Source organism: Inquilinus sp. YAF38, assembly GCF_052113205.1.
In the GTDB taxonomy this organism is placed as follows: Bacteria; Pseudomonadota; Alphaproteobacteria; order DSM-16000; family Inquilinaceae; genus Inquilinus.
This window is the reverse complement of sequence record NZ_JBFRCU010000004.1, coordinates 74,291-99,302: the sequence shown is the minus strand read 5'-3', so window position 1 is coordinate 99,302 and position 25,012 is coordinate 74,291. Positions and strand designations below refer to the sequence as shown.

The following is a 25,012-nucleotide window of genomic DNA, read 5'->3' as shown; positions in this document are numbered from 1 at the left end:
CTTGGCCCGCACCGCTTTTCCGGGGCATCGTCCGGGGCATGATCCAGGATTCCGAGATTCGGCCGTGAGCCGCAGCCGCAGCCTGCCGCCGGCGCCCGAGGATGGCCGGCCGCGCATGGCCGATATCGCCCGCATCGCCGGCGTGTCGGTGGCGACGGTCAGCCGTGCCCTGGCGGGATCGCCGCGGGTGACCGGCGAGACCCGGGTGCGGATCGAGGCGGCGGTGCGCGACACCGGCTACGTCGTCAACCGCATGGCCCGCAGCCTGCGGCTGCAGCAGGCGCGGCAGGTGTTCGTGATGGTGCCGAACATCGCCAACCCGTTCCACGCCTCGGTGCTGCTGGGCGCCGAGGAGGCGGCGGTGGCGGCCGGCTTCCACGTGCTGATCGGCAACACCGCCGGCGACCCGGCGCGGGCGGAGGAGCATGCGCGGCAGCTGCTGACCGGCGCGGTCGACGGCATGCTGCTGCTGGGCGGGCGGCTGCCGGAGCCGCTGAAGGCCCCGGCCCTGCAGCAACGCCTGGTGGCGGTGATCGAGCCGGTCGCCGCCGCCGGCGTGCCGGTGGTCGAGATTGACAACCGGGCCGGCGGGCGGGAGGCGACGCGCCATCTGATTGGGCTGGGCCACCGCCGGATCGGCCATATCGGCGGCACTGCCGCGACCACGGCGACGCCCAAGCGCTTCGACGGCTATGCCGCGGCCCTGGCCGAGGCGGGGCTGGAGCTGCGGCCCGAGCTGGTGCGCTACGGCGTGTTCTCGATCGCCACCGGGGCCGAGGAGATGGCGGAGCTGCTGGCGCTGCCCGAACCGCCGACCGCCGTGTTCTGCGGCAGCGACGAGATCGCCATGGGCGCCATCCGCACCATCAAGCAGGCACGGCTGCGGGTGCCGGAGGACATCTCGATCGTCGGCTTCGACAACATCTACTTCGCCGCCGTCACCGACCCGCCGCTGACCACCATCGACCAGCCGAGCCGGCGGCTGGGCTTCGAAGCGATGCGCCTGCTGGCCGACCGGCTGGCCGGAGTCGCCGGGCCGAAACGCGGCGTCGAGGTGCCGTACCGCCTGATCGTCCGCGCCAGCACTGCACCGCCGCGGCGCTGAAGCCCGCCCGCCGGCAATCCCGGAACGGTGTTGCCGGATGGCCACGCTCCAGCCGACACCTTGCCGTTCCTGCGCTTTTGCAGCTTTCGTCCATTCCCCGCCTGTTTCCGTATGACGGATCGACGTCGCTTCAAGGTGCGACAATGCCGCTGCGCGCCATTTTGGCATACATTCAAGCACGTATGCCTCTGTATCGTCTGGCCTGGGACGAGATTCGAGACCGAAATCCTAAGCGAGAAATTCGTGGAGTCAGGAATGAGCAAACGCATCGTCTTCGCCGCAGGGGCAGCCGCACTGCTCGCCGCGACGCCGGCCGTGGCGCAGCAGGTGGACGGCCTCTATGTCGGCGCCGGAGCGGGCGCCAACTTCCTCCAGGGCAACGGCCTGAACAAGGACGATTACGATGTCGGACCGGCCGGCAACCTCTATGTCGGCTATGGCTTCGGCAACGGCTTCCGCACCGACCTGGAGGCGAGCATCCGGGAGAACAGCCACGACGGCAACAACCACCAGACCACCTACGGCCTGATGGCGAACGGCTACTACGATTTCGATTTCGGGTCGCCCTTCGTGCCCTATATCGGCGCCGGCATCGGCGTGGCGCTGGTGGATGCCGACTTCAACCCGAGCGGTCCGGGCAACTACTTCAGCTCGACCAAGGCGCAGCTCGCCTACCAGGGCATCGCCGGCGTGGCCTACAACTTCGCGCCGAACATGGCCGCGACCCTCGAATACCGCTACCTCGGCAACACCGGGCCGGTGTTCAAGGACAACGGCGTCCGGATCAAGTCGGACGACGACAACAACCACACCGTCCTGGTCGGCCTGCGCTACACCTTCGGCGCCGCGGAAGAGGCGCCGCCGCCGGAGCAGGTCCAGGAGGTCACCCAGGCCCGCAGCTACCTGGTATTCTTCGACTTCGACAGCTCGAAGCTGACGCCGGAGGCCAAGCAGATCGTCGGCTCCGCCGCGTCTGACGCGCTGCAGGGTAAGAGCACCCGGATCGATGTCACCGGCCACACCGACCGCTCGGGCTCGGACAAGTACAACCAGGCCCTGTCGGTGCGCCGGGCCGAGGCGGTCCGCCGCGAGCTGGTCTCCGATGGCGTCGCCGACAGCGAGATCGTGACCCGCGGCGTCGGCGAGGCCGATCCGCTGGTGCCGACCGCCGACGGCGTGCGCGAGCCGCAGAACCGGCGGGTCGAGATCGTCGTCAACTAAGATCGTCGTGAACTAAGGACGACCGGAAGGGGGCCTCGGCCCCCTWCCCTCTTTTCGCGCTAAGAGACCGTTTGGAAATGCGCTGGTGTGAGTCGGCTGGGGGTGGTGTCGAGAACCGGCGCGGAGCGGACGTTTGGGTCCGTGAGCACCGGAAGCGGAGAAACCGCCTCCAGACGGCCGCACCAGTAGCATTTCCAAACGGTCTCTAACGGTCGGACCAGACGGCGAGCTCGTAGCCGTCCGGGTCCTGGAAGTGGAAACGCCGGCCGCCGGGGAAGCTGTAGATCGGCTTGACCACCCGGCCGCCCGCCTGCTCCAGCCGCTGCTGCGTCGCGGCGAGGTCTTCGGCATAGAGGATCACCAGCGGGCCGCCGGCCTTGGCCGGACTGCCCTGGGCGAAGCCGCCCTTCAGCCGGCCGTCGTCGAATTCGCAATAGCCGGGACCGTAATCGGTGAAGCTCCAGCCGAAGGCGCGGCCGTAGAAGTCGCGCGACCGCGGAATATCGGCGACGGCGAACTCGATGTAATCAATGCGGCGATCGTTGCCGGGGCTGGCCATGGGCGTCCTCCTGTCTCTGTTTCAGCGCGAGCGTGGCATGGCCGGCGCGGGCGGTCTTGAACGGAACGGCCAGTCAGGCGGCCGCGCGGTTCTCCGTGCCGGCGGTGAGCTGGCCGACGATCGCCGCCGGGGTCAAGCCGGACAGGCGCCGTGTCTCGCGCGTCAGATGAGCCTGATCGGAGTATCCGGCCGCAGCGGCGAGGGCCGACAGCCCCGGCTCCTCGCCCGCCGCCACCAGCCGCAGGAAGCGCTGGAAGCGCTGGATCCGGTCGAGCGTCTTGGGGCCGTAGCCGAAGGCCTCGTGGCAGCGCCGGCGCAGGCTGCGCTCGCTGATGCCGAGCCGGTCGCGCAGCGCCGCCAGCCCCGCCTCCTCCGCGCCTTGGCCGAGCCAGCGGAAGGCCAGCGCCATCTCCGGCGCCGGCAGGCCGATCTCGGGAGCGATGCGGGCCAGCCCGGCCTCGAGCCGGGCCATACGCTCCGCCGTCGTCCGCGCCTCGCCGATCCGGTTGGCCAGCTCGCGCGCCCAGGGCCGGAACTCCTGCAGATCGACCTGCCTGCCGGTGATCTCCGACATCGGCAGGCCGAGCCAGCGCAGCGCAGCGCCGGGACGGAAGCGCACGGCCAACACCGGGTCGCCGGGCGGCAGCACGGGATGCGCCGCGGTCAGGTCCGGCCCGGCCACCACCAGCCGGTCGCCGACCCACAGCAGGTCGACGCAGCCATCCGGCACCACCGCGACCGGCAGGGCCGGGCCCTGCGGGATCACATGGACCCAGCGGCACAGCAGGTGCGGCGCCAGCGCCGGCGCCGGCCGGCCTTCGCGATAGAGGCCGGCACGCTTGGCCAGGACCGGATCGCCGGGCCGCATCCCGGTCCCTAATGCAGCTTCGCCGATTTGAGCACGCGGGCGCGGTCGGCCGAACGGATGCTGACGTCGAACACATCGCCCTCGCGGTCAAGCGTCAGCGGCACCTCGACCCCGGCCTCGCCCAGCGCCCAGACGGCGCGGAAGAAGCCGGCCAGGTCGGTGACCGCCTCGCCGTCCACCGCGAGCACGGCATCGCCCTCGCGCAGCTCCGCCCGCTTGGCCGGGCCGTTGCCGGCGAAGCCGACCACCACCACCCGGCCCTCATCCTCGGTCGCGAACAGACCGAGCCAGGGGCGCGGCGGCTGGTCGGCGCGGCCGAGCGTGGCCAAGTCGTCGAAGATCGGCTGCAGCAGGTCGATCGGCACCACCATGTTCAGCGGCAGCACCCGACCGCCCTCCGCCTGGTGCTGGATCTGCAGCGAGCCGATGCCGAGCAGGTCGCCGCCCGGGCCGATCACCGCGGTGCCGCCCCAATGCGGATGGGCGGGCGCGGTGAAGATGGCGTCGTCCAGCACGTATTCCCAATATCCCGCGAATTCCTGGCGGGCGACGATCCGCCCGGCCAGCGACCGGCGGCGGCCCCCGGCGCCGGCGATCACCACCTCGGTGCCGGGCTCGGCGTCGCGGGCGTAGCCGGGCTCGAGCGCCCGCACGCCGAGCGGGCCCAGCGCCTGGACCAGACCGAAGCCGGTCGACTGGTCGTAGCCCAGCACATGGCCGGGCACCACCCGGCCGGTGTTGGTGGTGAGCCAGACCTCCTCGGCCTCGGTGATCAGGTAGCCGATGGTCAGCACGATGCCGTCGTCGCGGATCACCACGCCGTTGCCGGACCGCTCGGTGCCCAGCGTACCAGCGGTGAAGGCGTCGGGCGGGACGCGCGCGGTCAGGCCGACCACGGCGTCGAGCGCGCGGTCGAGGTCGAAGGCATAGTCGTCGGGATCGGGCTGCGCCCGCACGGGCACTTCCCAGTCGTCCGGTCCGAGGGCCATCGCGGCCTCCATGGGTGTCGGGCGGGATAGTCCCCCAATTCTCGACGCCCTGGCGGGCCGGATGCAAGCCCCGAGACGGATCGGCCGGACGCCGCGGCTTGTGCCCTGTCGCCGATCCGGGACAGGCTGGCGCCCGGATTCGAGGCGATCGGGGGACGCATGGCGAAGGGAGATGCGGCGGCGGAGGTGATGGACCGGCGCAGCCGCAACCGGGCGCTGCTGGCCCGGCAGGGGCTGCTGCAGCGCTGGAAGACGACCGCGGCCGAGGCGATCGAGCGGCTGGTCGGGATGCAGTCGCAATCCCCGACCGCCGGCTATGTCGGGCTGTGGAGCCGGCTGGAGCGGTTCGAGCTGGAGGATCTCGCCGGGCTGATCCGCGACCGCAAGGTGGTGCGCATCGCCCTGATGCGGTCGACCATCCACCTCGTCACCGCCCGCGACTGCCGGGCGCTGCGCCCGGTGCTGCAGGCGCTACAGGAACGGCTGCTGATGACCGGCACGCCCTATGGCAAGGCGTTGGCCGGGCTGGACCTCGAGGCGGTGGTGGCGGCCGGGCGGCGCCTGCTGGTCGACCAGCCGCGCACGGTCGAGGAGATGGGGCGGCTGCTGCAGAAGCAGTGGCCGGACCGCGACGCCAAGTCCCTGTCCTACGCCATGCGCAACCTGGCGCCCCTGGTGCAGGTGCCGCCGCGCGGGCTGTGGGGCATCGGCGGCCTGCCGCTGTGCACCACGGCCGAGGCTTGGCTGCAGCAATCGCTGGGCACCGGCACGGCGCCGGAGCCGATGCTGCTGCGTTATCTGGCTGCCTTCGGCCCGGCCAGCGTGCAGGACATGCAGACCTGGTCGGGGCTGACCCGGCTGCAGCCCGTGGTCGATGAGCTGCGGCCGAAGCTGGTGACTTTCAGCGACGAGAACGGCCGCGAGTTGTTCGACCTGCCGGACGCGCCGCGACCGGGCCCGGACGTGCCGGCGCCGCCGCGCTTCCTGCCGGAATACGACAACCTGCTGCTGTCCCACGCCGAGCGCGAGCATGTCATTGCCGAGCGGCACCGCCCGCTGGTCTACGGCAACTTCATGCCGCCGGTGCTGCTGGTGGACGGCTTTGTGCGCGGCCGCTGGAAAGCGACCCAGGCCCGCGGCGCCGCGGTGCTGCGGATCGATGCCTTCGAGCCGCTGCCGAAGCCGCAGGCCGCGGCAGTGACCGAGGAGGGCGAGAGGCTGCTGGACCTCGTCGCCGAGGGCGCCAAGAGCCGCGAGGTACGGATCGAGGCCGTGGCTTAGGCCCGGCCTTTGCACCGAACGCGGGAATGCCTAGGCTCGGGCGTTCGCTGTTCCACATCCGGGAAGAATGATGGACCGGATCGACGCCATGCGCGTGTTCGTCTCGGCCCTCGACACCGGCAGCTTGGCCGGCGCCGGGCGGCGGCTGGGCCGTTCGCCGGCCGCGGTCAGCCGGGCCATCGCCTTCCTCGAGACCCATGTCGGGGTGCAGCTGCTGCACCGCACGACGCGCTCGATCCGGCTGAGCGAGGCCGGCGAGCGCTATGCCGCGGCCTGCCGGCGGGTGCTGACCGACCTGGAAGAGGCCGACATGCTGGCCGCCGGCGAGCGGGCGGCGCCGCGTGGCCTGCTGACCCTGACCGCGCCCCTGATCAGCGGCGAGGACGTGCTGCGGCCGATCCTGGACGCGTTCCTCGACGCCTATCCCGCCGTCTCGGCCCGGCTGCTGCTGCTCGACCGGCCGGTCGGCCTGGTCGACGAAGGCATCGACGCCGCGCTGCGCATCGCCCATCTGCCGGATTCGACCCTGGTCGCGGTGCGGGTCGGCGAGGTCCGCCGGGTGGTGGCGGCCGCCCCCTCTTATTTGGCGCAGCATCCGCGGATCGACGAGCCGGCCGACCTAGCCCGGCACCGGGTCGTCTCGATGACCCATTTCGGCACCGATTCCTGGAGCTTCCCGCCGGCGCCCGGATCGACCACCGCCCGGACGGTGCAGTTCGCCCCGCGGCTGATCGTCAACAGCGTCCGGGCGGCGGTCGTCTCCGCCGCCGAAGGCCACGGCGTCACCCGGCTGTTCTCCTACCATGTCGGCGAGGAGATCCGGGCCGGCCGGCTGAAGATCGTGCTGGCCGATTCCGAGCCCGCGCCGCTGCCCGTCCACATCATCACCCCGGAGGGGCGCCTGTCGGTGCCGAAGGTCCGCGCCTTCGTCGATTTCGCCCTGCCGCGGCTGAAGGCCCGGTTCGCCCGCCTTACCCCCGACCCCTGATCCGGCATTCCGTCTCGCGCAACAGTGTCTCCCGGATGACGCCTATTCGAACGACCGGCGGCAGGCCGTAAATACATCGGCACCGGCGCCGCAGTGGCCCGGCCGACCGGAGAACCTCCGGCCGCTGCATGATCGGAGACACATCATGGGTACCGAACGGAAGGTCGCCATCATCACCGGCGCCTCGCAGGGCATCGGCGCTGGCCTGGTCCAGGCCTATCGCGACCTGAACTACAGGGTCGTCGCCAATTCCCGCTCGATCCGCCAGGGCAGCGATCCCGACATCCTCGCGGTCGACGGCGACATCGCCGACCCACGCACCGCCGCCCGAGTGGTCGAGGAAGGCCTGGCCCGCTTCGGCCGGGTCGACACGCTGGTCAACAACGCCGGCATCTTCATCGCCAAGCCCTTCACCGACTACACCGAGGCGGACTACGCCGCGGTCCTGTCGGTCAACCTGGCCGGCTTCTTCCACGTCTCGCAGCGCGCCGCGGCGGCGATGCTGAAGCAGGGCTCGGGCCACATCGTCAACATCACCACCAGCCTGGTCGACCAGCCGATCGCCGGCGTGCCCGCCGTGCTCGCCTCGCTGACCAAGGGCGGCCTGAACTCGGCCACCAAGGCGCTGGCGATCGAATACGCGACCCAGGGCATCCGGGTGAATGCCGTGTCGCCCGGCATCATCAAGACGCCGATGCATCCGGCTGAGACGCATGAAGCCTTCGGCAAGCTGCACCCGGTGGGCCGGATGGGCGAGATCCGCGACATCGTCGACGCGGTCCTGTTCCTGGAGAATGCCGGCTTCGTCACTGGCGAGATCCTGCATGTCGATGGCGGCCAGAACGCCGGCCGCTGGTAACAATCAGGACGGCGGCGGCACAGCGCCGCCGCCGTCCCTGCCAAGGAGGAGACCAGTCATGCCTATGGTGACCATCCAGGTGACCCGGGAAGGGTCGTCGCCCGACCGCAGCGCGGTGACGGCGGAGGAGAAGGCCGCCCTGATCAAGGGCGTCAGCCAGCTGCTGCTCGACGTCCTGAACAAGCCGCTCGACGCCACCTTCGTGGTGATCGAGGAGGTGCCGATGGAGAATTGGGGCGTCGGCGGGCTGCCGGTCGCGCAGTATCGCCGGCAGCTCGCGGCCAAGTCAGGCTGAGCTCCCAGCGGGCGAGCCGATGGTCCTGCCCGCCCCCGTCTGGCATGCTGCTTGCGTCGTTCCGAGGCAGGAACGGCGGCTCGGGACCGTGGCCGCGAGAGCCGCGGACTGGGCAGGCAGGGAGAGCATGGGATGGGCGGTCTCGACCCTTCGGTCTTCGCCATCAGCCGGCCGGCGCTGCACGATTATGCGGCGGCAGCGCGGCCGGACATCACGGTGGAATGCTACCACAGCGATGCCGGGCAGATGGATTCGCGCGGCGCGCTGCATCGTCTGTCGCTGAATCGCACAGGCCATGGGCGTTATGCCTTCCGGATCGGCGACGGGCCGACGCGGCGGGTGGCGCGGCCGCCCTGGACGCTGGGGGTGCAGCCGGCCGGGCTGCCGCTGTTCGTCGATGGCGAMGGCGCCGACTACATCTCGATCTTCCAGCCGCCCGAGGCCTATCGCCGGATCGGCCGCGAGCTCGGCCCGGCCGAGTTCGAGGACGGCGAGATGCTGGTCGCCGCCGACCCGGTGACGATCCATGTCGCCCTGGCGCTGGCCGAGCTGGCACGACGGCCGGAGGCGACCGACCCGCTGCTCTCGGAGCAGTTGGGCTTGTCGTTCGCCGTCTGCACCCTCCGTCTTCTATCCCATCGCCCGGCGCTGCGGCCGGAGCGGCCCGACGCGCTGTCGCCGGACCGGCTGCGCCGTGTGTTGGACCACATCGAGGATGCGCTGGAGGACGGCGATCTGAGCTTGGCCGAGCTCGCCGCCATCGCCCGGCTCAGCCCGTTCCACTTCAGCCGTGCCTTCAAGGCCGCGACCGGCCGCGCGCCGCACCAATTCGTGCTGGCGCGACGGGTCGAGCGGGCCAAGGCGCTGCTGGCGCGGCCCGACCTGGCGCTGGCCGAGATCGCCTATCGCGCCGGCTTCGCCAGCCAGGCGCATTTCTCCACCGCCTTCCGCCGCGCCATCGGCACCACCCCAGCACGCTACCGGTCGGAGGGGTGACCGCAAGTTCCCGCAACGAAACCGCAGGATTGCGAAAGAAGGGCAGCGGTGGCCGGCAGCATGATCGGGCCGAGACCGCTCGGAGACCGCCATGCCCTTCGCCCAGGCCCACCCGATCACCGATGTCTGCTTCCTGGTCGAGGATGTCGAGCGGGCAGCCGCCTTCTACATCGACAAGCTGGGTTTCAAGCGGCGCCGCCGCGCCCCGGGTTTCGCCGACTTCAAGGGCGCCGGGCTGACCCTGGCGCTGTGGGAGATCGGCCACATCGCCGAGCACACCGGCGTCTCCGCCCGCCGCGCCCCGCCGCAGGTGCACAAGGCCTGCGCCGCGGCCGAGCTGCCCTCGCCCGCGACGGTCGACACCGTCTATGACGAGCTGAACGCGCTCGGCGTGCCGTTCACCCGGCCGCCGGCGGACTATCCGTGGAATGCGCGCTGCGCCTATTTCACCGACCCGGACGACAATCTGTGGGAGATCTATGCTTGGCTCGACGGCGGCCCTGTGGGCGACGTCGAAAGCCCGGCTGCTTGACGGAGGTTACCGCGATGAGCACCGCCTTCGACCGCCGCACCGTCCTGGCCGGCATCGCCGCTTTCGGCGCCGGCATCGCGCTGAGGATCCCGAAGGGTCGGGCCGAGGCCGCCAGGGTCGTGATCAAATACGACTGGCTCATCAGCAACGGCCAGATCGGCGACGTGGTGGCGCTGAAGCAGGGGCTGTTCGAGGCCGAGGGGCTGGCGGTCGAGTTCTCGCCCGGTGGCCCGAATTCCGCCACCGTGCCGCCGGTCGTCACCGGCCAGGCGGCGCTGGGCCAGTTCTCCGATTCCGCGCAGCTGCTGCTGGCCCGCGGCTCCGGCGTGCCGGTCAAGGTGATCGCCTGCGGCTACCGCTCCGGCCCCTTCGCCTTCTACTCCCTGCCCAAGGCGCCGATCCGCTCGGTCAAGGACATGATCGGCAAACGCATCGGCATCCAGCCGACCGCGCGCTTCGTGCTGGACGCGATCCTGGCGCAGAACAAGATCGACCCGGCCCAGATGCAGATCACCAATATCGGCTTCGACATGACGCCTCTGGTCACGGGCCAGGTCGACGCCGTCACCGGCTGGATCACCAACACCCAGGCGCTGTCGGTAATCGGGCCGGATCGGATCGACCTGATGATGAAGGACACCGGCCTGCCCTCCTACTCCAACGTCTATTTCGCCACCGATCAGGCGCTGGCCGAGAATGCCGAGGTGCTGGCCAAGTTCCTGCGCGCCGTGGCCAAGGGCTGGGCCTGGACCCATGCGCATCCGAAGGAGGCGGTGGACCTGACCGTCGACGCCTATCCGCAGCTGGACCGCGGGACCGAGCAGGCAACGGTCGATCTGGTGCTGAAGCTGAGCTTCGACGCCGATACCGAGGCGAAGGGCTGGGGCTGGTTCGACCCGGCCGCGATCGCCGAGCAGGTGCGGATCTACGATGCTATCGGCCAGTTTCAGGGCAGCGCGCCGAAGCCGGAAGAATGCTGGTCGAGCGCGATCCTGGAGATGACCGCAGCCGACCGGCCGAAGCTGGGGTGACGGGGCGGTTGGAAACCAACACCGCGATTTGCTGCCGGGGTCTCGCCATCGGCTATCCGGCGGCCGGGCATGGCTTCGGCGCGGTGCCGGTGCTGGACGGCGTCGACCTGGACGTGTCGCAGGGCGGCTTCCTGACCATTCTCGGGCCGTCAGGCTGCGGCAAGTCGACCCTGTTGCGGGTGGTGGCCGACCTGCTGGCGCCGCTGGGCGGGGAGATCACGGTGCTGGGCGGCCCGCCGCATGCGGCCCGGGTGCGCCGCGACATCGGCTTCGTGTTCCAGGATCCGACCCTGCTGCCCTGGCGCAGCGTTCGCGCCAATATCGAGCTGCCGCTGCAGGTCGGCCGGGGCCGGGCGGCCCGCCCCGACGGTTTGGCGACGGACGACCTCCTGGTCCTGCTCGGCCTCAGCGAGCTGGCGGAGCGGATGCCGGATCAGCTGTCGGGCGGCCAGCGCCAGCGCGTGGCGATCGCCCGCGCCCTCTTGTCCCGGCCGCGCATCCTGCTGATGGACGAGCCCTTCGGCGCGCTGGACGAGATCACCCGCGACCGGCTGAACGACGAGCTGCTGGCGCTGTGGCGGCGCACCGGCTCCACCGTGGTCTTCGTCACCCACAGCATCGCCGAGGCGGTGTATCTGGGCCAGCAGGTGCTGGTGCTGGCCGCCCATCCCGGCCGGGTGCTGGAGATCGTCGACCTGCGGCCGCTGAAGGATGCGGTGGGCCGCTGCGACCGCGACGCGCCCGAGATCACCGCCGTCGCCGCCCATCTGCGCCGGCTGCTGGCGATGGGGTCGCCGGCATGACCCGCCCCAGCGACATCCTATGGCCGGCGCTGGGGGCGCTGTCGATCCTGATGGTCTGGCAGTTCCTCGTGCCGGCGCTGGGCGTGCCGGGCTTCATCATGCCGACGCCGGCCGCGGTGTTCGGCAAGCTCTGGACCGATCGGGCGCTGCTGCTGGCCAATGCCTGGCCGACGGCGCTGGAGGCGGTGCTGGGCTTCCTGCTGGGCAATACGGTGGCGGTGCTGCTGGCGATCCTGTTCACCTACAGCCGGCCGGTCCGCGCCGCCTATTTCCCGATCGTGCTGTTCCTCAACACCATCCCGGTGCTGGCCCTGGCGCCGATTTTCATCCTGATGTTCGGGCTAGGCCTGCTGCCCAAGATGGTGATCGCGGCGGTGATCTGCTTCTTCCCCACCCTGATCGCCATGGTCCGCGGCCTGACCCTGGCGACCCCGAACGAGCACGAACTGATGCGGGTGCTGTCGGCCAGCGGCTGGGAGACCTTCTGGCGGCTGCGCGCGCCGCGGTCGCTGCCGATGCTGTTCACCGCCCTGCGTATCGCCGCCACCGGCAGCGTCATCGGCGCCATCGTCGGCGAATGGATCGGGTCGAATGCCGGGCTGGGCGCGCTGATCATCCAGGCGACCTTCAACTACCAGGCCGACCGCCTGTTCGCCGCCGTCTTCGTCGCCGCGGCGATGGGGCTGGTGGCGTTCGGCGCGGTGGTGCTGGTCGAGCGGCTGGGCTTCCGGCGCTGGGTGCGGTAGGCGGCGGACCAGCCTCAATCCGGCTGTTCTATCAGCGCATCCAGATCCCGCCCACCATAGAGGATGCGGTCCAAGGTCACCAAGCCCGGCGCGATGTGGAACGCGATCGCCACACGACTTTCGAAGCCGGCCACCCTCAGCCCTGGAAGCAGGTCGTCCCGTCGCCGCCCACGTTCGGGAAACGTGGCGAGGCCTCGGCACCAAGCCTCAATCCTCTCGACATAGACCAGCGCGCGGGCTTCTCCCGATCGTTCGGCGATGAAGAGATAGAGCCGCAGCAGATCGTCTCGCGCCTCGGGCGAGAAAACGACCCTATGAGTCCCGGCCACCGGACTTCACCCGCCGTCGATGCAGGGCCCGGATCTCACCGAACACCGTCTCCGCTGCGATCGCCCGACCAGGAGCGGCCTGCATGGCGGTGGCCACGGGCACCACTTCGTCGCGCAGCCAGCGGTCCACCGCGGCATCACGTTCCTGCAAGGCCCGAAGTCCGGCCCGGATCACCTCGCTGCTGCTGGCATAGTTGCCCGAAGCGACCAGTGAGTCGATGTAATCGGCCTGCTCACGCGGCAGGCTGAAGGTGCGTTTCGCAACGGACGGCATCGCGCTGTCCTTGTGATGGCTGGCTGACCCCCGCAGTATGAATTCTTCATACCAGGCACGCAAGCCGGCCACGCGCAATTCCAGGCCGGACCCTAAACGTCTGGCATTCTGGACCCCTCTCCCCATGTCGTCGCATATGGCTTGACAGCCTGCTCCCGCAAACGCAAAGTTCACTTGATGGTTAACTATCAAGAGCCCGTCCTCGACCGTACTTTCGCCGCCCTGGCCGACCCGACCCGACGGGCGCTGATCGCCCGGCTGGGTGAAGAGCATGACGTCTCGGTCAGCGAGTTGGCGCGGCCCTTCACCATGTCGCTGCCGGCGGTGATGAAGCACCTCGACGTGCTGTCCGACGCCGGGCTGATCACGCGGACCAAGACGGGGCGCACCGTGACCTGCCGCCTGTCCGCGGCACCGATGGAGCAGGCGATGGACTGGCTGGCCCGATACCAGCGATTCTGGTCCGAACAGCTCGACCGACTGGCCGCCTTCGTCGAGGAGGAATCGTGCTCGCCAAACCCAGCCTCAGCATCCGGCGCTGCCTCGCCGCCCCTCCCGCCAAAGTCTATGGGGCGTGGATCGACCCGGAAAAAATGATGCGCTGGTTCGGGCCGGACGGCGCCGAGACCATCAGCGCCGAAGCCGACCCGCGCATCGGCGGCCGCTATCACGTTGCCTTCTCTACCCCGGACGGCGAGCGCCACGACGTCGCCGGCGTGTACAAGGAGGTCGTGCCGAATGAGAAGCTGGTGTTCAGCTGGGCTTGGCGCTCCATGCCGGAGCGGGAGTCGCAGGTGACGCTGACCTTCCGGCCGGACGGCGACGGCACCGTGCTGATCCTGACGCATGAGCAGTTCTTCGACGAGCCGGCCCGCGACCGGCACAATGAGGGCTGGAGCGGCTGCTTCGACCGGCTGGAGCGCTATCTTCTGGAGGAAGCCTTCGCCTGAGGACGATGTCATGCCTGCGGAAAGCGTCGGGATCCTGATGCATAAGCGCGTCGACGGACAGCGGCTCGTCCTGCTGGTGCACCCCGGCGGACCGTTCTGGCGCGGTAAGGACCTGGGTGCCTGGTCGATTCCGAAGGGGGAGCCGGAGCCAGGCGAGGATCTCGAGACCACCGCGAGGCGGGAATTCGCCGAGGAGCTGGGCACGGCGCCGGAGGGGCCGCTGTTGCCGCTCGGCCGGATCCGCCAGCGCGGCGGCAAGGCGGTCACCGCCTTCGCCCTCGCCGGCGATTTCGACATCGCGCAGATCCGCGGCGGCGAATTCCAGCTGGAATGGCCACCCCGAAGCGGCCGTGTCCAGTCGTTCCCGGAGGTCGACCGTGCCGAATGGTTCGACCTGCCGACCGCCCGCCACAAGATTCTGGAGGGCCAACGTCCCCTGCTCGATCGACTGGAAGAGATCCTGGACGCAGGGGACTGAGACCGTCTGCCGCAGAGATGCGAATGCTTCTGATAATCGATCACTTGACGACCGGCCTCGGTTGAGCACAGAACCGTCCTTCTGCGCCACACGGGCGTGAGCGCCGGACAATGAGGATTTCCGTGACACCCATCACCCGATCCCTTGCGAGCGTCGCCGCGCTGGCGACCCTCCTGCTGGCTGCCCCGGCTGCTCTGTTGATCACCCCCGCCCGGGCGCAGGATGATGGCATCGTCGTCTACAACGCCCAGCATGAGAGCCTGACTAAGGCCTGGGCCGAGGACTTCACCCGCGACACCGGCATCAAGGTGACGCTGCGCAATGGCGGCGACACCGAGCTGGGCAACCAGCTGGTGCAGGAGGGCGCGGCCTCGCCCGCCGACGTGTTCCTGACCGAAAACTCGCCGTCCATGGTGCTGGTCGACAATGCCGGGCTGTTTGCCCCGCTGGGTCAGGACGTGCTGTCCCAGGTGCCGGAGAATTTCCGCCCGGCGCATGGCCGCTGGGTCGGCATCGCCGCACGCTCGACCGTCTTCGCCTATGACAAGACCAAGCTGAAGCCGGAGCAGTTGCCGAAGTCGCTGCTGGACCTGGCCGACCCGGCCTGGAAGGGCCGCTGGGGCGCGTCCCCGTCCGGCGCCGATTTCCAGGCCATCGTCAGCGCCCTGCTGGTCCTGAAGGGCGAGACGGCGACCGCCGACTGGCTGAAGGCGATGAAGACGAACTTCCTGCCCTTCCGCGGCAACAGCACCGCGATGAAGGCGGTCAATGCCGGCCAAGTCGAAGGCGCGGTGATCTATCACTACTATTATTTCGGCGACCAGGCGAAGACCGGCGAGAACAGCAAGAACGTGGCGCTGCACTATTTCCGCAACCAGGACCCCGGCGCCTTCGTCAGCATCTCTGGCGGCGGCGTGCTGGCCTCCAGCAAGCACCAGCAGCAGGCCCAGGCCTTCCTGAAATGGATCACCGGCAAGGGTGGCCAGGACGTGCTGAAGACCGGCGATTCCTTCGAATACGCCGTCGGCGTCGACGCCCTGTCGAACCCGAAGCTGGTGCCGCTGGCCGACCTGCAGGCGCCGAAGGTCGAGCCGTCGTCGCTGAACAGCAAAGCGGTCACCGACCTGATGACCCAGGCCGGCCTGCTGTAATGCACCAGCCCCGGTTCAGCCGGCCCGCGGGGCCGGCGTGACCCAGGCCTCGCTCGAGCGCCGGCCGGGGGTGCCCGTCTTCGCGGCGGGCCTCCGCTGGCGCCGGCGGTCCTTCCTGCCGGCGATGACGGGCGCGGCGGTGCTGGTCTCGCTCGCGGCACTGCTGCCGCTGGGCTTCGTCATCTGGGTGTCGATCCAGACCGGCTGGGAGACGGCGTCGGCCCTGATCTTCCGGCCGCGGGTGGCCGAGATCCTGGTCAACACCGCGCTGCTGGTGGTGCTGACGCTGCCTATCTGCGCCATTCTGGCGGTGGCCATGGCGTGGCTGACCGAGCGCAGCGACCTGCCGGGCGCTCGCATCTGGTCCTGGCTGGCCGTGGCGCCGTTGGCGGTGCCGGCCTTCGTCCATTCCTATGCCTGGATCAGCCTGGCCCCCAGCCTGAACGGCCTGTTCGCCGCCGTGTTGGTCTCGACCATCGCCTATTCGCCCCTGCTTTATCTGCCGGTCTCGGCCGCGCTGCGCCGGCTGGACCCTGGCCTCGAGGACGCGGCGGCGTCGCTGGGCGTCCCGCCCGGGCGGGGGTTCCTGCGCGTGGTGCTGCCGCAGCTGCGCCTGGCGCTGCTGGGCGGCGGGCTGCTGGTCGGGCTGCATCTCCTGGCCGAATACGGTCTGTTCGCGATGATCCGGTTCGACACCTTCACCACCGCGATCATCGACCAGTTCCAATCGACCTATAACGGCCCCGCCGCCAACATGCTGGCCGGGGTGCTGGTGCTCTGCTGCCTGGGCCTGCTGTGGCTCGATTCCGCGCTGCGCGGCCGGACGCGCTATGCCCGGATCGGGTCGGGCGCCGCCCGGCAGCCGCGGCGGATTCGGCTGGGCCGGATGACGCTGCCCTGCCTGCTGCTGCCGGCCACGGCCGCGGCGCTGTCGCTGGGCGTACCGCTGGTCACGCTGGGCCGGTGGCTGACCGCCGGCGGGGCGGCGATCTGGAAGCTCGACGAGATCGGGCCGGCACTGTGGCAGACCCTGGCCTTCGCCGTCGCCGGCGGTGTCCTGACCACGGTCGCGGCGATCCCCATGGCCTGGCTGTCGGTCCGCCGCCCCGGACCGCTGCAGCGGGTGCTGGAGGCCTGCAACTACATCGTCGGATCGCTGCCCGGCGTGGTGGTGGCGCTGGCCCTGGTCACCTTCACCGTGCGGGTCGCCCTGCCGCTGTACCAGACCGCGGCCACCGTGCTGCTGGCCYATCTGCTGATGTTCCTGCCGCGGGCGCTGATCGGGCTGCGCGCCAGCATCGCCCAGGCGCCGGTGGAGTTGGAGCATGCCGCCGCCAGCCTGGGCCGGTCGCCCGGCCGGGCGCTGTGGTCGGTGACCATCCGCCTGGCCGCGCCGGGCGCCGCCGCCGGCATGGCGCTGGTGGCGCTGGGTATCGCCAACGAGCTGACCGCGACCCAGATGCTGGCGCCGAACGGTACCCGCACCCTGGCCACGGCCTTCTGGTCCTACAGCGGAGAGATCGACTATGCCGCCGCGGCGCCCTATGCCTTGCTGATGATCCTGATCTCCCTGCCCCTGACCTGGCTGCTGTACACGCAATCCAAGCGGACGGCGGGACGATGAGCTTTCTCGACATCCGCGGCATCAGCCGGCGCTATGGCGCGGTGACGGCGCTGGACGGCGTCGACCTGGCAGTGGCGGCGGGCAGCCGCACCGCGGTCGTCGGCCCCTCCGGCTCCGGCAAGTCGACGCTGCTGCGGATCATCGCCGGCTTCGAGGCGCCCGATTCAGGCCGGGTCACGCTGGGCGGCGAGGTGTTGGCCGACGGCCCGGCGGCGATGCCCGCCCATCTCCGCGGCATCGGCCTGGTGGCCCAGGACGGCGCCCTGTTCCCGCATCTCAGCGTCGCCGACAACATCGGCTTCGGCCTGCCACGCCGCGCGCCGCACCGGGCCGAGCGGATCGCCGAGCTGCTGGCGATGGTGGAGCTGGACCCCGCCATGTTGAAGCGCCGGCCGGACCAGTTGTCCGGCGGGCAGCAGCAGCGCGTGGCGCTGGCCCGCGCACTGGCCCGGCGGCCGCGGCTGATGCTGTTGGACGAGCCCTTTTCGGCGCTCGACGCCGGCCTCCGGGCCAGCACACGCAAGGCGGTGGCGGCACTGCTGGAGGCAGCCGGCATCACCACGATCATGGTCACGCATGACCAGGCCGAAGCCCTGTCCTTCGCCGACCAGGTGGCGGTGATGCGTGCCGGCCGGCTGCTGCAGGTTGGGCCGCCGCGCGAGCTGTACCTGCAGCCGAAGGACCCGATGATCGCCGAGTTCCTGGGCGAGGCCATCGTCCTGCCGGCCCGGCTGGCCGAAGGCTGGGCCGAGTGCACGCTGGGCCGGATCAAGGTCGATGACCACCGCAGCGGCGAGGGCCGGATCATGCTGCGGCCGGAGCAGCTGGTGCTGGCCGACGACGGCCATGCCTCCGACGGCGCCCCGGGCGAGGTGGTGGAGATCGATTTCGCCGGCGCGCTGTGCAGCGTCACTGTGCGACTGCTGGAGGCCGCCGATGGTGCCGGCCGGCTGCTGCTGCGCCGGCCGGCGCTCAACCTGCCGGCGGTCGGGACCCGGGTGCGGATCGCGGTGCTTGGCGGCGCCCATGTCTTTCCCACGCCCGGGGCATAGGCGGCTCACCCGCCCGAGTCAGACACCCGCCGTGTCGTCCCCGCCCCCGCCGAAATCGTCGCCGCCGAAATCCTGGCCGCCATCGTCCGGGTAGTCGGCGTCCTGGACGCCCTGGTCATTCGCCGGCATGGCATCGGCGTCGCGCAGATCGTTGCCGTCGGCGCCGGGTGTAGCATCGCCGTAGTAGTTGTTGACCACCGTCTCGGTCAGGCCGGGGGCCGAGCCGATACCAAAGCCGCCGAACCCGCCATGGCCCATGCCGAACAGGGATTCGATGCCCTGGAACAGCAAGGCGCCGCCGGCGATGCCGGCCGCGGTGGTGGCGGCGCTGCGCAGGAAGGACGGGCCGGAGGACTGGGCGAAGGGCCCGCCGCCGCCTCCCCACGGACCGGGCTGGGCTTGGGCGTAGCTCTGTGGTGCCTGGGTGTAGGCAGGCGACTGAGGCTGCAGCGCCGGCTGCGGGCGCGGCGCCGCGCCGCTGCCGAAGATGGCGCCGAGGAAGCTGCCGCCGCCGGAACTGCGCTGCGGCTGGGCCTGGCGCTCCAGCTCGGCGATGCGGGACTGGGCCTGATGCAGGGCGAAGTCCTGGATCAGCACGGTCTGGGCCAGCAGGTAGGGCGCGTCGGGCAGGTCGCGGACCAGGTCCCGGATCATCGCCGCGGCCTCTTCGTCGGTCTCGGCGGGCGGGGCCTGCTTCAGCCGGGCGACCAGATTGGTCAGCAGCTCGCGTTCCTGGGGTGTCATCTTGCGCTCTCCGGTCGGGCCCGCTGCCGCGGGCATCCCCTTCCGTCGCTGATATGGGCCCGGCGACCGGGCGCGGCAATCGACGGCGCGGCGCCGTGTCGCGCCCGACCGGCTCACGATGGCGGGCGGTAGCCGTCGGTCAGCGTCTGCAGGAAGGCGACGACATCGTCGATCTCGGCATCGGTCAGGGCCGGCGCGTCGCCCGGATGCCGGTCGAAGGGCGGGTCGCGGTTGATGTTGGCCCAGTACTGCGGCGGCAGGTCGTCATAGAGCCGGACGCTGCCGTCCGGGTTGCGCGGATACCAGCGGCCTGGGTCGGTCTCGCGCGTTACATAGAAGGCCACCGCGTCGCGCAGGCTGTGGAACACGCCGTTGTGGAAGAAGGTCCGGCGCAGCGCCACGTTGCGCAGGCTGGGGGTGCGGAACAGGCCGCAATAGTCCGGACGGTCCTTCAGGTCGGTGCGCAAGGGCCCGCAGACGCCCAAGTCGAAGTATGCCGCATCAGCATTGGCCGGGATCTGCATGTTCCGGGGCAAGGCGATGGCAATCTGGCCGTAGTCGCTGAACTGCGGCGGGGTGCCGTCATTGCCGCGCTGGCTGATATGGCATTCGGCGCAGTTGCCCTTGGCCGGGTCGTTGAACAGGTCAAGGCCGCGCGCCTCCTGCGGCGTCAGCGTCGCCGTGCCGGCCAGGAACGCATCGTATTTGCTGCTGTAGGGGTAGAAGCTTGCAGCGTCCTGCTCATAGGCCTCAAAGGCCTTGAGGATGCCGGCATAGATCGCCTTGCGGTCCCGCAGCACGTCATCGCCGTAGATCCGCCGCAGCGCGTCGCCATAGCCGGCGGCCAGCGCCTTGGTCACGACCTCGTCGGGGCCGGCATTGCCCATCTCGAAGTCGGACAGCAGCGGGATCGCCGCCTGGTCGGCGCCGCGGTCGATCCGCCCGTCCCAGGTCAGGCCGCCGGTCGGGCCGTTGTCGACGCTCTCGTCCGAATCATCCTCCGAGTCGAAGAAGTGCTCGGTGAAGGGCGGCACGACCTGGAGATAGGTCAGCGACGGCACGGCGCGGACTCCGAAGCGGGCCATGTCGCCGCCGCCCGGTTGCACCGGCAGCGCGTCGGCAGGGCCGAAGCCGTGTTGCGGATCGTGGCAGGAGCCGCAGGACAGCTTGCCCGAGGCCGACAGCGACGGGTCGACGAACATGGCGCGGCCCAGCGCCGTCAGCTCTTCCACCTGGCGCCGCACCTCGGCCCGCGACAGGCCGCCCTCCGGATGGGACCCGGCCACGGCGGCGGACATCACCAGTATCGCCGCGGCCACACCGCCGCCAACCGCTCCCCAGCGACCCGATCGCAACGCCATTCCGGCCATCCCGTGATCTGCGTGACGCGGCACCGCCGCCGGCCGCAGCCCCCTATCTATGCCGAAAAAGTTTCACTTGAGCGACAGCCCGCTTCGCGCGAGTGCTGGCGGGCGGAAGGGGACTAGCCACCGGGCCGTCATACCGGGAGCCAACGGGGAGAGCCGCATGCATAAACTGATCGCCACCACCCTCATAGCAGGCGCCGCCGGGCTGATCGCGCCGCCGCTGTTGGCCGCGGACGCGCCGGGCAGCGCCGACACTGCCCAGACCAGAGCGCTGCGCGCCATCGACACCGTCGTCGTGATCTATGCCGAGAACCGCAGCTTCGACAATCTGTACGGCGCCTTCCCGGGTGCGGACGGGCTGGCGGACGCGTCGGACGTCACCAGGACCCAGATCGACCGTGACGGCACGCCGCTGAAGGAGCTGCCGCCAGTCTGGGGCGGGCTGACCGCCAAGGGCGTGACCCCGCCGGTGACTCAGGCCCAGACCGAGAACCTGCCGAACGGCCCCTTCGCCATGGACGACCCGCAGGGTTTCAACGTCTCGCTCGGCACCATCACCCGCGATCTGTGGCACCGCTTCTATCAGAACCAGATGCAGATCGACGGCGGCAAGAACGACAAATTCGTTGCCTGGGCCGATGCCGGGGCCGCGGTGATGAGCCATGTCGACGGCTCGAAGATGGCGATGTGGACCATCGCCCGGCAATACACGCTGGCCGACCATTTCTTCATGGGCGCCTTCGGCGGCTCGTACATGAACCACATCTGGCTGGCCTGCGCCTGCGTCGGCTACTATCCCGGCGCCGATAAGGCCGCGGCCAAGCCGTCGATCGCCGTGGTCGACCCGGACGGCGTCAGCCTGGCGCTGGCCGAGAACTCGCCGAAATCGGCGATGGACGGCATCCCGAAATTCGTCGCCGACGGCAACCTGACGCCCGATTTCTTCGCCGTGAACACGATGCAGCCGCCCTACCAGCCGAGCGCCAACAAGCCGGCCGAAGGCGGCGATCCGGCCCTGGCCGACCCGAACGCGCCGACCACGCTGCCGCCGCAGACGGAGATCACAATCGGCGACCTGCTGAGCGCCAAGGGGATCAGCTGGGCGTGGTATTCCGGCGCCTGGCAGTCAGTGCTGGACCATGGCAACCAGACGCCGGTCCCGGCCTTCCAGTACCACCACCAGCCCTTCAACTACTTCGCCAGCTTCGCGCCTGGAACCGCGGCGCGGCAGCAGCATCTGCGCGACGGCGGGCTGGACGGCGCCGAGCTGGTCAAGGCAATCGACGCCGGTGCCCTGCCGCAGGTCACCTTCTACAAGCCGCAGGGCAACCTCAACGAGCATTCCGGCTATGCCGATATCTCGTCGGGCGACGCCCATATCGCCATGCTGATCGACCATCTGCAGAAGAGCCCGCAATGGCCGCATATGCTGGTGGTGGTGACCTATGACGAGAATGGCGGCCTCTGGGACCATGTGGCGCCGCCGAAGGGCGACCGCTGGGGGCCTGGCACGCGCATACCGGCGATCATCGTCTCGCCTTTCGCCAAGAAGGGCTATGTCGACCACACGCCCTACGACACGACCTCGATCCTGCGCTTCATCACCCACCGCTTCGGGCTGCCTCTGCTGCCCGGCATCGTGACGCGCGACGCCGGAATCGCCGCCAACGGCAACCCGCCGCTGGGCGATCTGACCGCGGCGCTGAACCTGCCTGCGGCGCAGTGAGACCGGAGGGGCGGGCGCGCAGGCACCGCCCCTTCCCTTCTCAATCCTGGGTGTAGTCCTGGCCGAACCATTGCTGCGACAGCTTGGCCAGCGAGCCGTCGGCCTTCAGCCCGGTCAGGGCGGCGTCCACCTTGGCCTTCAGCGCCTCGCCCTTGGCGTCCTTGCGGAACACCAGATAGGACGGGACCTTGGCCAGCAGGTCGCCGGTCGCCTCGACCGCCAGGCCCAGCTTGTCGGCATGCTCCTTGGCCACGATCGGGTCGTTGACATGCGCATCGACCCGGCCCTCGGCGATGTCCAGCAGCACCGGAGTGACGTTGCCGTCGTAGTAGCGGATCTCGAAAGCGCCCGGATGGGCGGCGAGATAATCCTCGACCAGCTTGGTGTGCTCGCTGCCCGTGCCGGCGCCGACCACCTTGCCCTTCAGGTCGTCCAGGCTGTGGATGCCGGTGACGCCCTTCTTGACAATGATGGCCGAGCCGCTGTGGAAATAGGCGACGTCGGAGAACAGGAACTTGGCCTCGCGCTCCGGCGTCTTCGAGATCTCGTTGGCGACGACGTCGTATTTGCCGGCCTCCAGGCCCAGGAACATGCTGTCCCAGGGCTGCGGCACGAACTCGAATTTGATGTCCGGCACCTTGGTCTCGACCAGGCGCAGCACCTCAACGTCGTAGCCGGTCAGCTTGCCGCTGTCGTCCTGGTAGGTGAAGGGCGCGTAGGTGCCCTCGGTCCCCACCCGCACCGTCTCCTGCGCAACCGCCGGGGCCGCCGCCACGGCCAGGGCGACCAGCGCCGCCGCGGCGCCCTTGGCCAGAATCCGTCGCATCGCTCTCTCCATGATGGGCGGGCCTTTCAGATGTCGAAGCTGAAGGACCGCAGATAGTTCTTGAGGAAGTCCCGCGTGCGCTGCTGCTGCGGGTTGCCGAACAGCGATTTCGGGTCGCCCTGCTCGATCACGCGGCCGGCGTCGATGAACAGCACCTCGCTCGAGATCTCGCGGGCGAAGCCCATCTCGTGGGTGACGATGATCATCGGGATGCCCTGCCCTGCCGCCTTGCGGATCGCCTCCAGCACCTCGCCGGTGTGCTCGGGGTCGAGGGCACTGGTCGGCTCGTCGAACAGGATCAACTCGGGCGCCATCGCCAAGGTGCGGGCGATCGCCACGCGCTGCTGCTGGCCGCCGGACAGGGAGGACGGATAGGCATCCGCCTTGTCGGCCAGCCCCATCAGGGCGAGGTGATGCTCCGCGATCTCCCGCGCCTCGCGCCGCTTCAGGCGCTTCACCACCAGCAGGCCCTCAAGGATGTTCTCGATCGCGGTCTTGTGGCGGAACAGGTTGTAGGTCTGGAACACCATGCCGATGCGCATGCGCAGCGACTGCAGCCGGCGCCGATCCACCCGCGGCAGGTCGTAGCGGTCGCCGGCCATGTCGATGGTGCCGTCATCCGGCGTCTCCAGCCGGTTCAGGCAGCGCAGGAAGGTCGATTTGCCGGAGCCGGAGGGGCCGAGGATCGAGACGATGCCGCCCTGGTCGAGATCGAGGCCGATGCCGTCGACCACGACCTGGCCCTTGAACGATTTGCGGACGTCGCGGATCGCGATCATGCCGAGATATCCCGCCGGCCGCGCGTCAGATAGGCCTCCCAACGCCGCATGCCGATCTCGACCAGGATGCAGATCACCCAGTAGATCACCGCCACCGCCAGGTAGAGCTCGAAGAAGCGCAGCGACCGGCCGCCGATGATCTTGGCCGCGGCCATGATGTCGACCACCGCGATCAGGAAGGCCAGCGAGGTGTCCTTGATCAGGCTGATGAAGCTGTTGCCCAAGTTAGGCAGCGCCACCGCCAGCGCCTGGGGCAGGATGATCCGGCGCATCGCCTGAAACGGGGTCATGCCGATCGAATAGGCGGCCTCGGCCTGGCCGCGGTCGATCGACAGCAGGGCCGAGCGGATCGCCTCCGACAGATAGGCGCCGACATTGACGGCGCAGCTGAAGATGACGAAGACCAGCGCCGGCACCCGGTTGGCGTCGATGTCGGTGCCGATCTGGGCGTTCACATATTGCAGCAGCTTTGGGATGCCGTAATAGGCGAGATAGATCTGCACCAGCAGCGGCGTGCCGCGGATGAAGGAGATGTACAGCGTCGCCAGCTGGCGCAGCACCGGGATCCGGTAGATCCGGATCAGCGCCGCGCCGGTGCCGATGACCAGGCCGAAGGCCATGGCGCTGAAGGCGATCAGCAGCGTCACCGGCAGGTAAGGCAGGATCAGCGGGAAGGCCGACAGGAAATAGTCGAAGTCGAAGATCGTCATGCGGCCCCCGCGCGGAATTCCTCGCACGCTCCATCAGCGTGGCGGATGGCCAGGAAGGATGGGACGTGCATGGGAAGCGTCAACCTGCTGTTCGGGCCGGATACCCCGTCCCGTGGCGGGATCGGCGCGGCGAGTGCGAGAGATGGTGAACCGCCACCGAATGCGCAAATGCGAAACGTGCATATATAATTTTCACAGACCATTCTGTTGTTTTTTCTTGCTTGGCGCTGACCCTTCCCTCGGCTTGGGAAGCGTGATCGGATGGCGCCCCCACCGCCGGCAGCCGCAGGATCCGATGCGATATAAACATCAGAATCCAGATCTGAAACATCTATAATGATGTACTAGACATCATTTCTGCAGCTTGGTACATTATCTCCGTCAGAGGAAACTGCATGATCACCGCCGCCCAGATGCGCGCCGCCCGCGCTTTGCTCGGCATCGACCAGCGGCAGCTCGCCGAGCTGTCCGGGGTGTCGCTGCCGACGATCCAGCGCATGGAGGCCAGCGAGGGCAACGTCCGCGGTGTGGTCGACACGCTGACCAAGGTGGTCGAGGCGTTCGACCGCGCCGGGGTCGAGCTGATCGGCGATCATGCGGTGAGCCGCGAAGGCGGCCGAGGGGTGCGGTTCAAGACCCCACGGGTGCCGGAGGGCGGCGCCGGCTGACGAGTTCAGCGACGCGACCGCCGGCCGACCCGACGATCTCGCCGCCCAAGCGGTGTCGGGA

The 25,012-nt window shown here is 69.7% G+C and carries 29 protein-coding genes; 19 read left to right on the top strand and 10 right to left on the bottom strand.

Going from position 1 to position 25,012, the window contains the following annotated elements; genetic code table 11:
• The first annotated feature begins 64 nt into the window (after positions 1 to 64).
• Both AB4Z01_RS02965 and AB4Z01_RS02960 read left to right on the top strand, forming a co-directional pair.
• On the top strand, positions 65 to 1,105 hold the full coding sequence (locus AB4Z01_RS02965; protein WP_441690445.1) for a LacI family DNA-binding transcriptional regulator: 1,041 nt from the start codon (positions 65 to 67) through the stop codon (positions 1,103 to 1,105).
• Positions 1,106 to 1,360: 255 nt separating this feature from the next.
• Entirely contained in the window at positions 1,361 to 2,326 is a 966-nt protein-coding gene (locus AB4Z01_RS02960; RefSeq protein WP_441690443.1) for an OmpA family protein, read from the top strand.
• A 205-nt stretch (positions 2,327 to 2,531) separates the two neighbouring features.
• Here AB4Z01_RS02960 and AB4Z01_RS02955 read toward each other — a convergent pair whose 3' ends face one another.
• From AB4Z01_RS02955 to AB4Z01_RS02945, 3 genes are all read right to left on the bottom strand, one after another.
• Complete coding sequence (locus AB4Z01_RS02955) at positions 2,532 to 2,885, bottom strand: VOC family protein (protein ID WP_441690441.1); 354 nt, start codon at positions 2,883 to 2,885, stop codon at positions 2,532 to 2,534.
• Between the two features lie 73 nt (positions 2,886 to 2,958).
• The gene (locus AB4Z01_RS02950) at positions 2,959 to 3,753 is read right to left on the bottom strand and encodes a helix-turn-helix domain-containing protein (protein ID WP_441690440.1); all 795 of its coding nucleotides are present in this window, start codon (positions 3,751 to 3,753) and stop codon (positions 2,959 to 2,961) included.
• An 8-nt stretch (positions 3,754 to 3,761) separates the two neighbouring features.
• Complete coding sequence (locus tag AB4Z01_RS02945; protein WP_441690438.1) at positions 3,762 to 4,742, bottom strand: S1C family serine protease; 981 nt, start codon at positions 4,740 to 4,742, stop codon at positions 3,762 to 3,764.
• Between the two features lie 159 nt (positions 4,743 to 4,901).
• Between AB4Z01_RS02945 and AB4Z01_RS02940 the strand changes: the two genes are divergently transcribed.
• From AB4Z01_RS02940 to AB4Z01_RS02900, 9 genes are all read left to right on the top strand, one after another.
• Complete coding sequence (locus AB4Z01_RS02940) at positions 4,902 to 6,023, top strand: winged helix DNA-binding domain-containing protein (RefSeq protein ID WP_441690437.1); 1,122 nt, start codon at positions 4,902 to 4,904, stop codon at positions 6,021 to 6,023.
• 70 nt (positions 6,024 to 6,093) lie between these two features.
• The gene (locus AB4Z01_RS02935) at positions 6,094 to 7,011 is read left to right on the top strand and encodes a LysR family transcriptional regulator (protein WP_441690436.1); all 918 of its coding nucleotides are present in this window, start codon (positions 6,094 to 6,096) and stop codon (positions 7,009 to 7,011) included.
• Positions 7,012 to 7,156: 145 nt separating this feature from the next.
• Positions 7,157 to 7,870 carry an SDR family NAD(P)-dependent oxidoreductase gene (locus AB4Z01_RS02930; protein WP_441690435.1) on the top strand — a complete coding sequence of 238 codons (714 nt, stop codon included), beginning with the start codon at positions 7,157 to 7,159 and terminating at the stop codon, positions 7,868 to 7,870.
• A gap of 58 nt (positions 7,871 to 7,928) precedes the next feature.
• Positions 7,929 to 8,165: a tautomerase family protein gene (locus tag AB4Z01_RS02925; RefSeq protein WP_441690434.1), complete on the top strand. Its 237-nt coding sequence runs from the start codon at positions 7,929 to 7,931 to the stop codon at positions 8,163 to 8,165.
• A 132-nt stretch (positions 8,166 to 8,297) separates the two neighbouring features.
• Positions 8,298 to 9,161, top strand: a complete 864-nt coding sequence (locus AB4Z01_RS02920) for a helix-turn-helix domain-containing protein (protein ID WP_441690433.1) — start codon at positions 8,298 to 8,300, stop codon at positions 9,159 to 9,161.
• A 91-nt stretch (positions 9,162 to 9,252) separates the two neighbouring features.
• A complete protein-coding gene (locus AB4Z01_RS02915) occupies positions 9,253 to 9,693 on the top strand; it encodes a VOC family protein (RefSeq protein ID WP_441690432.1) in 441 nt (146 codons plus the stop codon).
• 14 nt (positions 9,694 to 9,707) lie between these two features.
• The gene (locus AB4Z01_RS02910; RefSeq protein ID WP_441690431.1) at positions 9,708 to 10,724 is read left to right on the top strand and encodes an ABC transporter substrate-binding protein; all 1,017 of its coding nucleotides are present in this window, start codon (positions 9,708 to 9,710) and stop codon (positions 10,722 to 10,724) included.
• An 8-nt stretch (positions 10,725 to 10,732) separates the two neighbouring features.
• Positions 10,733 to 11,527: an ABC transporter ATP-binding protein gene (locus AB4Z01_RS02905; RefSeq protein WP_441690430.1), complete on the top strand. Its 795-nt coding sequence runs from the start codon at positions 10,733 to 10,735 to the stop codon at positions 11,525 to 11,527.
• On the top strand, positions 11,524 to 12,273 hold the full coding sequence (locus tag AB4Z01_RS02900; protein ID WP_441690429.1) for an ABC transporter permease: 750 nt from the start codon (positions 11,524 to 11,526) through the stop codon (positions 12,271 to 12,273). Before AB4Z01_RS02905 ends, AB4Z01_RS02900 begins: the two co-directional genes overlap by 4 nt.
• Before the next feature lie 14 nt (positions 12,274 to 12,287).
• Here AB4Z01_RS02900 and AB4Z01_RS02895 read toward each other — a convergent pair whose 3' ends face one another.
• Complete coding sequence (locus AB4Z01_RS02895; protein WP_441690428.1) at positions 12,288 to 12,602, bottom strand: type II toxin-antitoxin system RelE/ParE family toxin; 315 nt, start codon at positions 12,600 to 12,602, stop codon at positions 12,288 to 12,290.
• Positions 12,586 to 12,948 carry a type II toxin-antitoxin system ParD family antitoxin gene (locus AB4Z01_RS02890; protein ID WP_441690427.1) on the bottom strand — a complete coding sequence of 121 codons (363 nt, stop codon included), beginning with the start codon at positions 12,946 to 12,948 and terminating at the stop codon, positions 12,586 to 12,588. Before AB4Z01_RS02890 ends, AB4Z01_RS02895 begins: the two co-directional genes overlap by 17 nt.
• Positions 12,949 to 13,053: 105 nt before the next feature.
• Between AB4Z01_RS02890 and AB4Z01_RS02885 the strand changes: the two genes are divergently transcribed.
• The 6 genes from AB4Z01_RS02885 (at position 13,054) to AB4Z01_RS02860 (ending at position 18,131) form a co-directional block, all read left to right on the top strand.
• Positions 13,054 to 13,473: an ArsR/SmtB family transcription factor gene (locus tag AB4Z01_RS02885; protein ID WP_441690535.1), complete on the top strand. Its 420-nt coding sequence runs from the start codon at positions 13,054 to 13,056 to the stop codon at positions 13,471 to 13,473.
• Positions 13,470 to 13,826 (top strand): SRPBCC family protein, encoded by a 357-nt coding sequence (locus AB4Z01_RS02880; protein WP_441690426.1) that lies wholly within the window; start codon positions 13,470 to 13,472, stop codon positions 13,824 to 13,826. The genes AB4Z01_RS02885 and AB4Z01_RS02880 overlap by 4 nt, the downstream gene beginning before the upstream one ends.
• A gap of 10 nt (positions 13,827 to 13,836) precedes the next feature.
• Entirely contained in the window at positions 13,837 to 14,304 is a 468-nt protein-coding gene (locus AB4Z01_RS02875) for an NUDIX domain-containing protein (RefSeq protein WP_441690425.1), read from the top strand.
• Positions 14,305 to 14,426: 122 nt separating this feature from the next.
• Positions 14,427 to 15,455: an iron ABC transporter substrate-binding protein gene (locus AB4Z01_RS02870; protein WP_441690423.1), complete on the top strand. Its 1,029-nt coding sequence runs from the start codon at positions 14,427 to 14,429 to the stop codon at positions 15,453 to 15,455.
• A 37-nt stretch (positions 15,456 to 15,492) separates the two neighbouring features.
• Positions 15,493 to 17,079 carry an ABC transporter permease gene (locus tag AB4Z01_RS02865; protein ID WP_441690422.1) on the top strand — a complete coding sequence of 529 codons (1,587 nt, stop codon included), beginning with the start codon at positions 15,493 to 15,495 and terminating at the stop codon, positions 17,077 to 17,079.
• Positions 17,076 to 18,131: an ABC transporter ATP-binding protein gene (locus AB4Z01_RS02860; RefSeq protein WP_441690420.1), complete on the top strand. Its 1,056-nt coding sequence runs from the start codon at positions 17,076 to 17,078 to the stop codon at positions 18,129 to 18,131. The genes AB4Z01_RS02865 and AB4Z01_RS02860 overlap by 4 nt, the downstream gene beginning before the upstream one ends.
• Before the next feature lie 18 nt (positions 18,132 to 18,149).
• On the opposite strand, the gene AB4Z01_RS02855 is transcribed toward AB4Z01_RS02860, so the two are convergent.
• Together AB4Z01_RS02855 and AB4Z01_RS02850 are read right to left on the bottom strand one after the other, a co-directional pair.
• Positions 18,150 to 18,875 carry a DUF2076 domain-containing protein gene (locus AB4Z01_RS02855; protein ID WP_441690418.1) on the bottom strand — a complete coding sequence of 242 codons (726 nt, stop codon included), beginning with the start codon at positions 18,873 to 18,875 and terminating at the stop codon, positions 18,150 to 18,152.
• Between the two features lie 113 nt (positions 18,876 to 18,988).
• On the bottom strand, positions 18,989 to 20,173 hold the full coding sequence (locus tag AB4Z01_RS02850) for a cytochrome-c peroxidase (RefSeq protein ID WP_441690417.1): 1,185 nt from the start codon (positions 20,171 to 20,173) through the stop codon (positions 18,989 to 18,991).
• A gap of 229 nt (positions 20,174 to 20,402) precedes the next feature.
• Between AB4Z01_RS02850 and AB4Z01_RS02845 the strand changes: the two genes are divergently transcribed.
• Positions 20,403 to 21,968, top strand: a complete 1,566-nt coding sequence (locus AB4Z01_RS02845) for an acid phosphatase (RefSeq protein ID WP_441690415.1) — start codon at positions 20,403 to 20,405, stop codon at positions 21,966 to 21,968.
• A 40-nt stretch (positions 21,969 to 22,008) separates the two neighbouring features.
• Here the strand turns inward: AB4Z01_RS02845 and AB4Z01_RS02840 are convergent, their stop codons facing one another.
• From AB4Z01_RS02840 to AB4Z01_RS02830, 3 genes are read right to left on the bottom strand one after another with little or no spacing between them, the layout of a single operon-like run.
• Entirely contained in the window at positions 22,009 to 22,794 is a 786-nt protein-coding gene (locus AB4Z01_RS02840; RefSeq protein WP_441690413.1) for a transporter substrate-binding domain-containing protein, read from the bottom strand.
• A 26-nt stretch (positions 22,795 to 22,820) separates the two neighbouring features.
• A complete protein-coding gene (locus AB4Z01_RS02835; protein WP_441690411.1) occupies positions 22,821 to 23,573 on the bottom strand; it encodes an amino acid ABC transporter ATP-binding protein in 753 nt (250 codons plus the stop codon).
• Positions 23,570 to 24,283 (bottom strand): amino acid ABC transporter permease, encoded by a 714-nt coding sequence (locus tag AB4Z01_RS02830; protein WP_441690409.1) that lies wholly within the window; start codon positions 24,281 to 24,283, stop codon positions 23,570 to 23,572. Before AB4Z01_RS02830 ends, AB4Z01_RS02835 begins: the two co-directional genes overlap by 4 nt.
• Positions 24,284 to 24,678: 395 nt before the next feature.
• On the opposite strand from AB4Z01_RS02830, the gene AB4Z01_RS02825 reads away from it, so the two are divergent.
• Positions 24,679 to 24,951: a helix-turn-helix domain-containing protein gene (locus AB4Z01_RS02825; RefSeq protein ID WP_441690408.1), complete on the top strand. Its 273-nt coding sequence runs from the start codon at positions 24,679 to 24,681 to the stop codon at positions 24,949 to 24,951.
• Positions 24,952 to 25,012 lie beyond the last annotated feature (61 nt).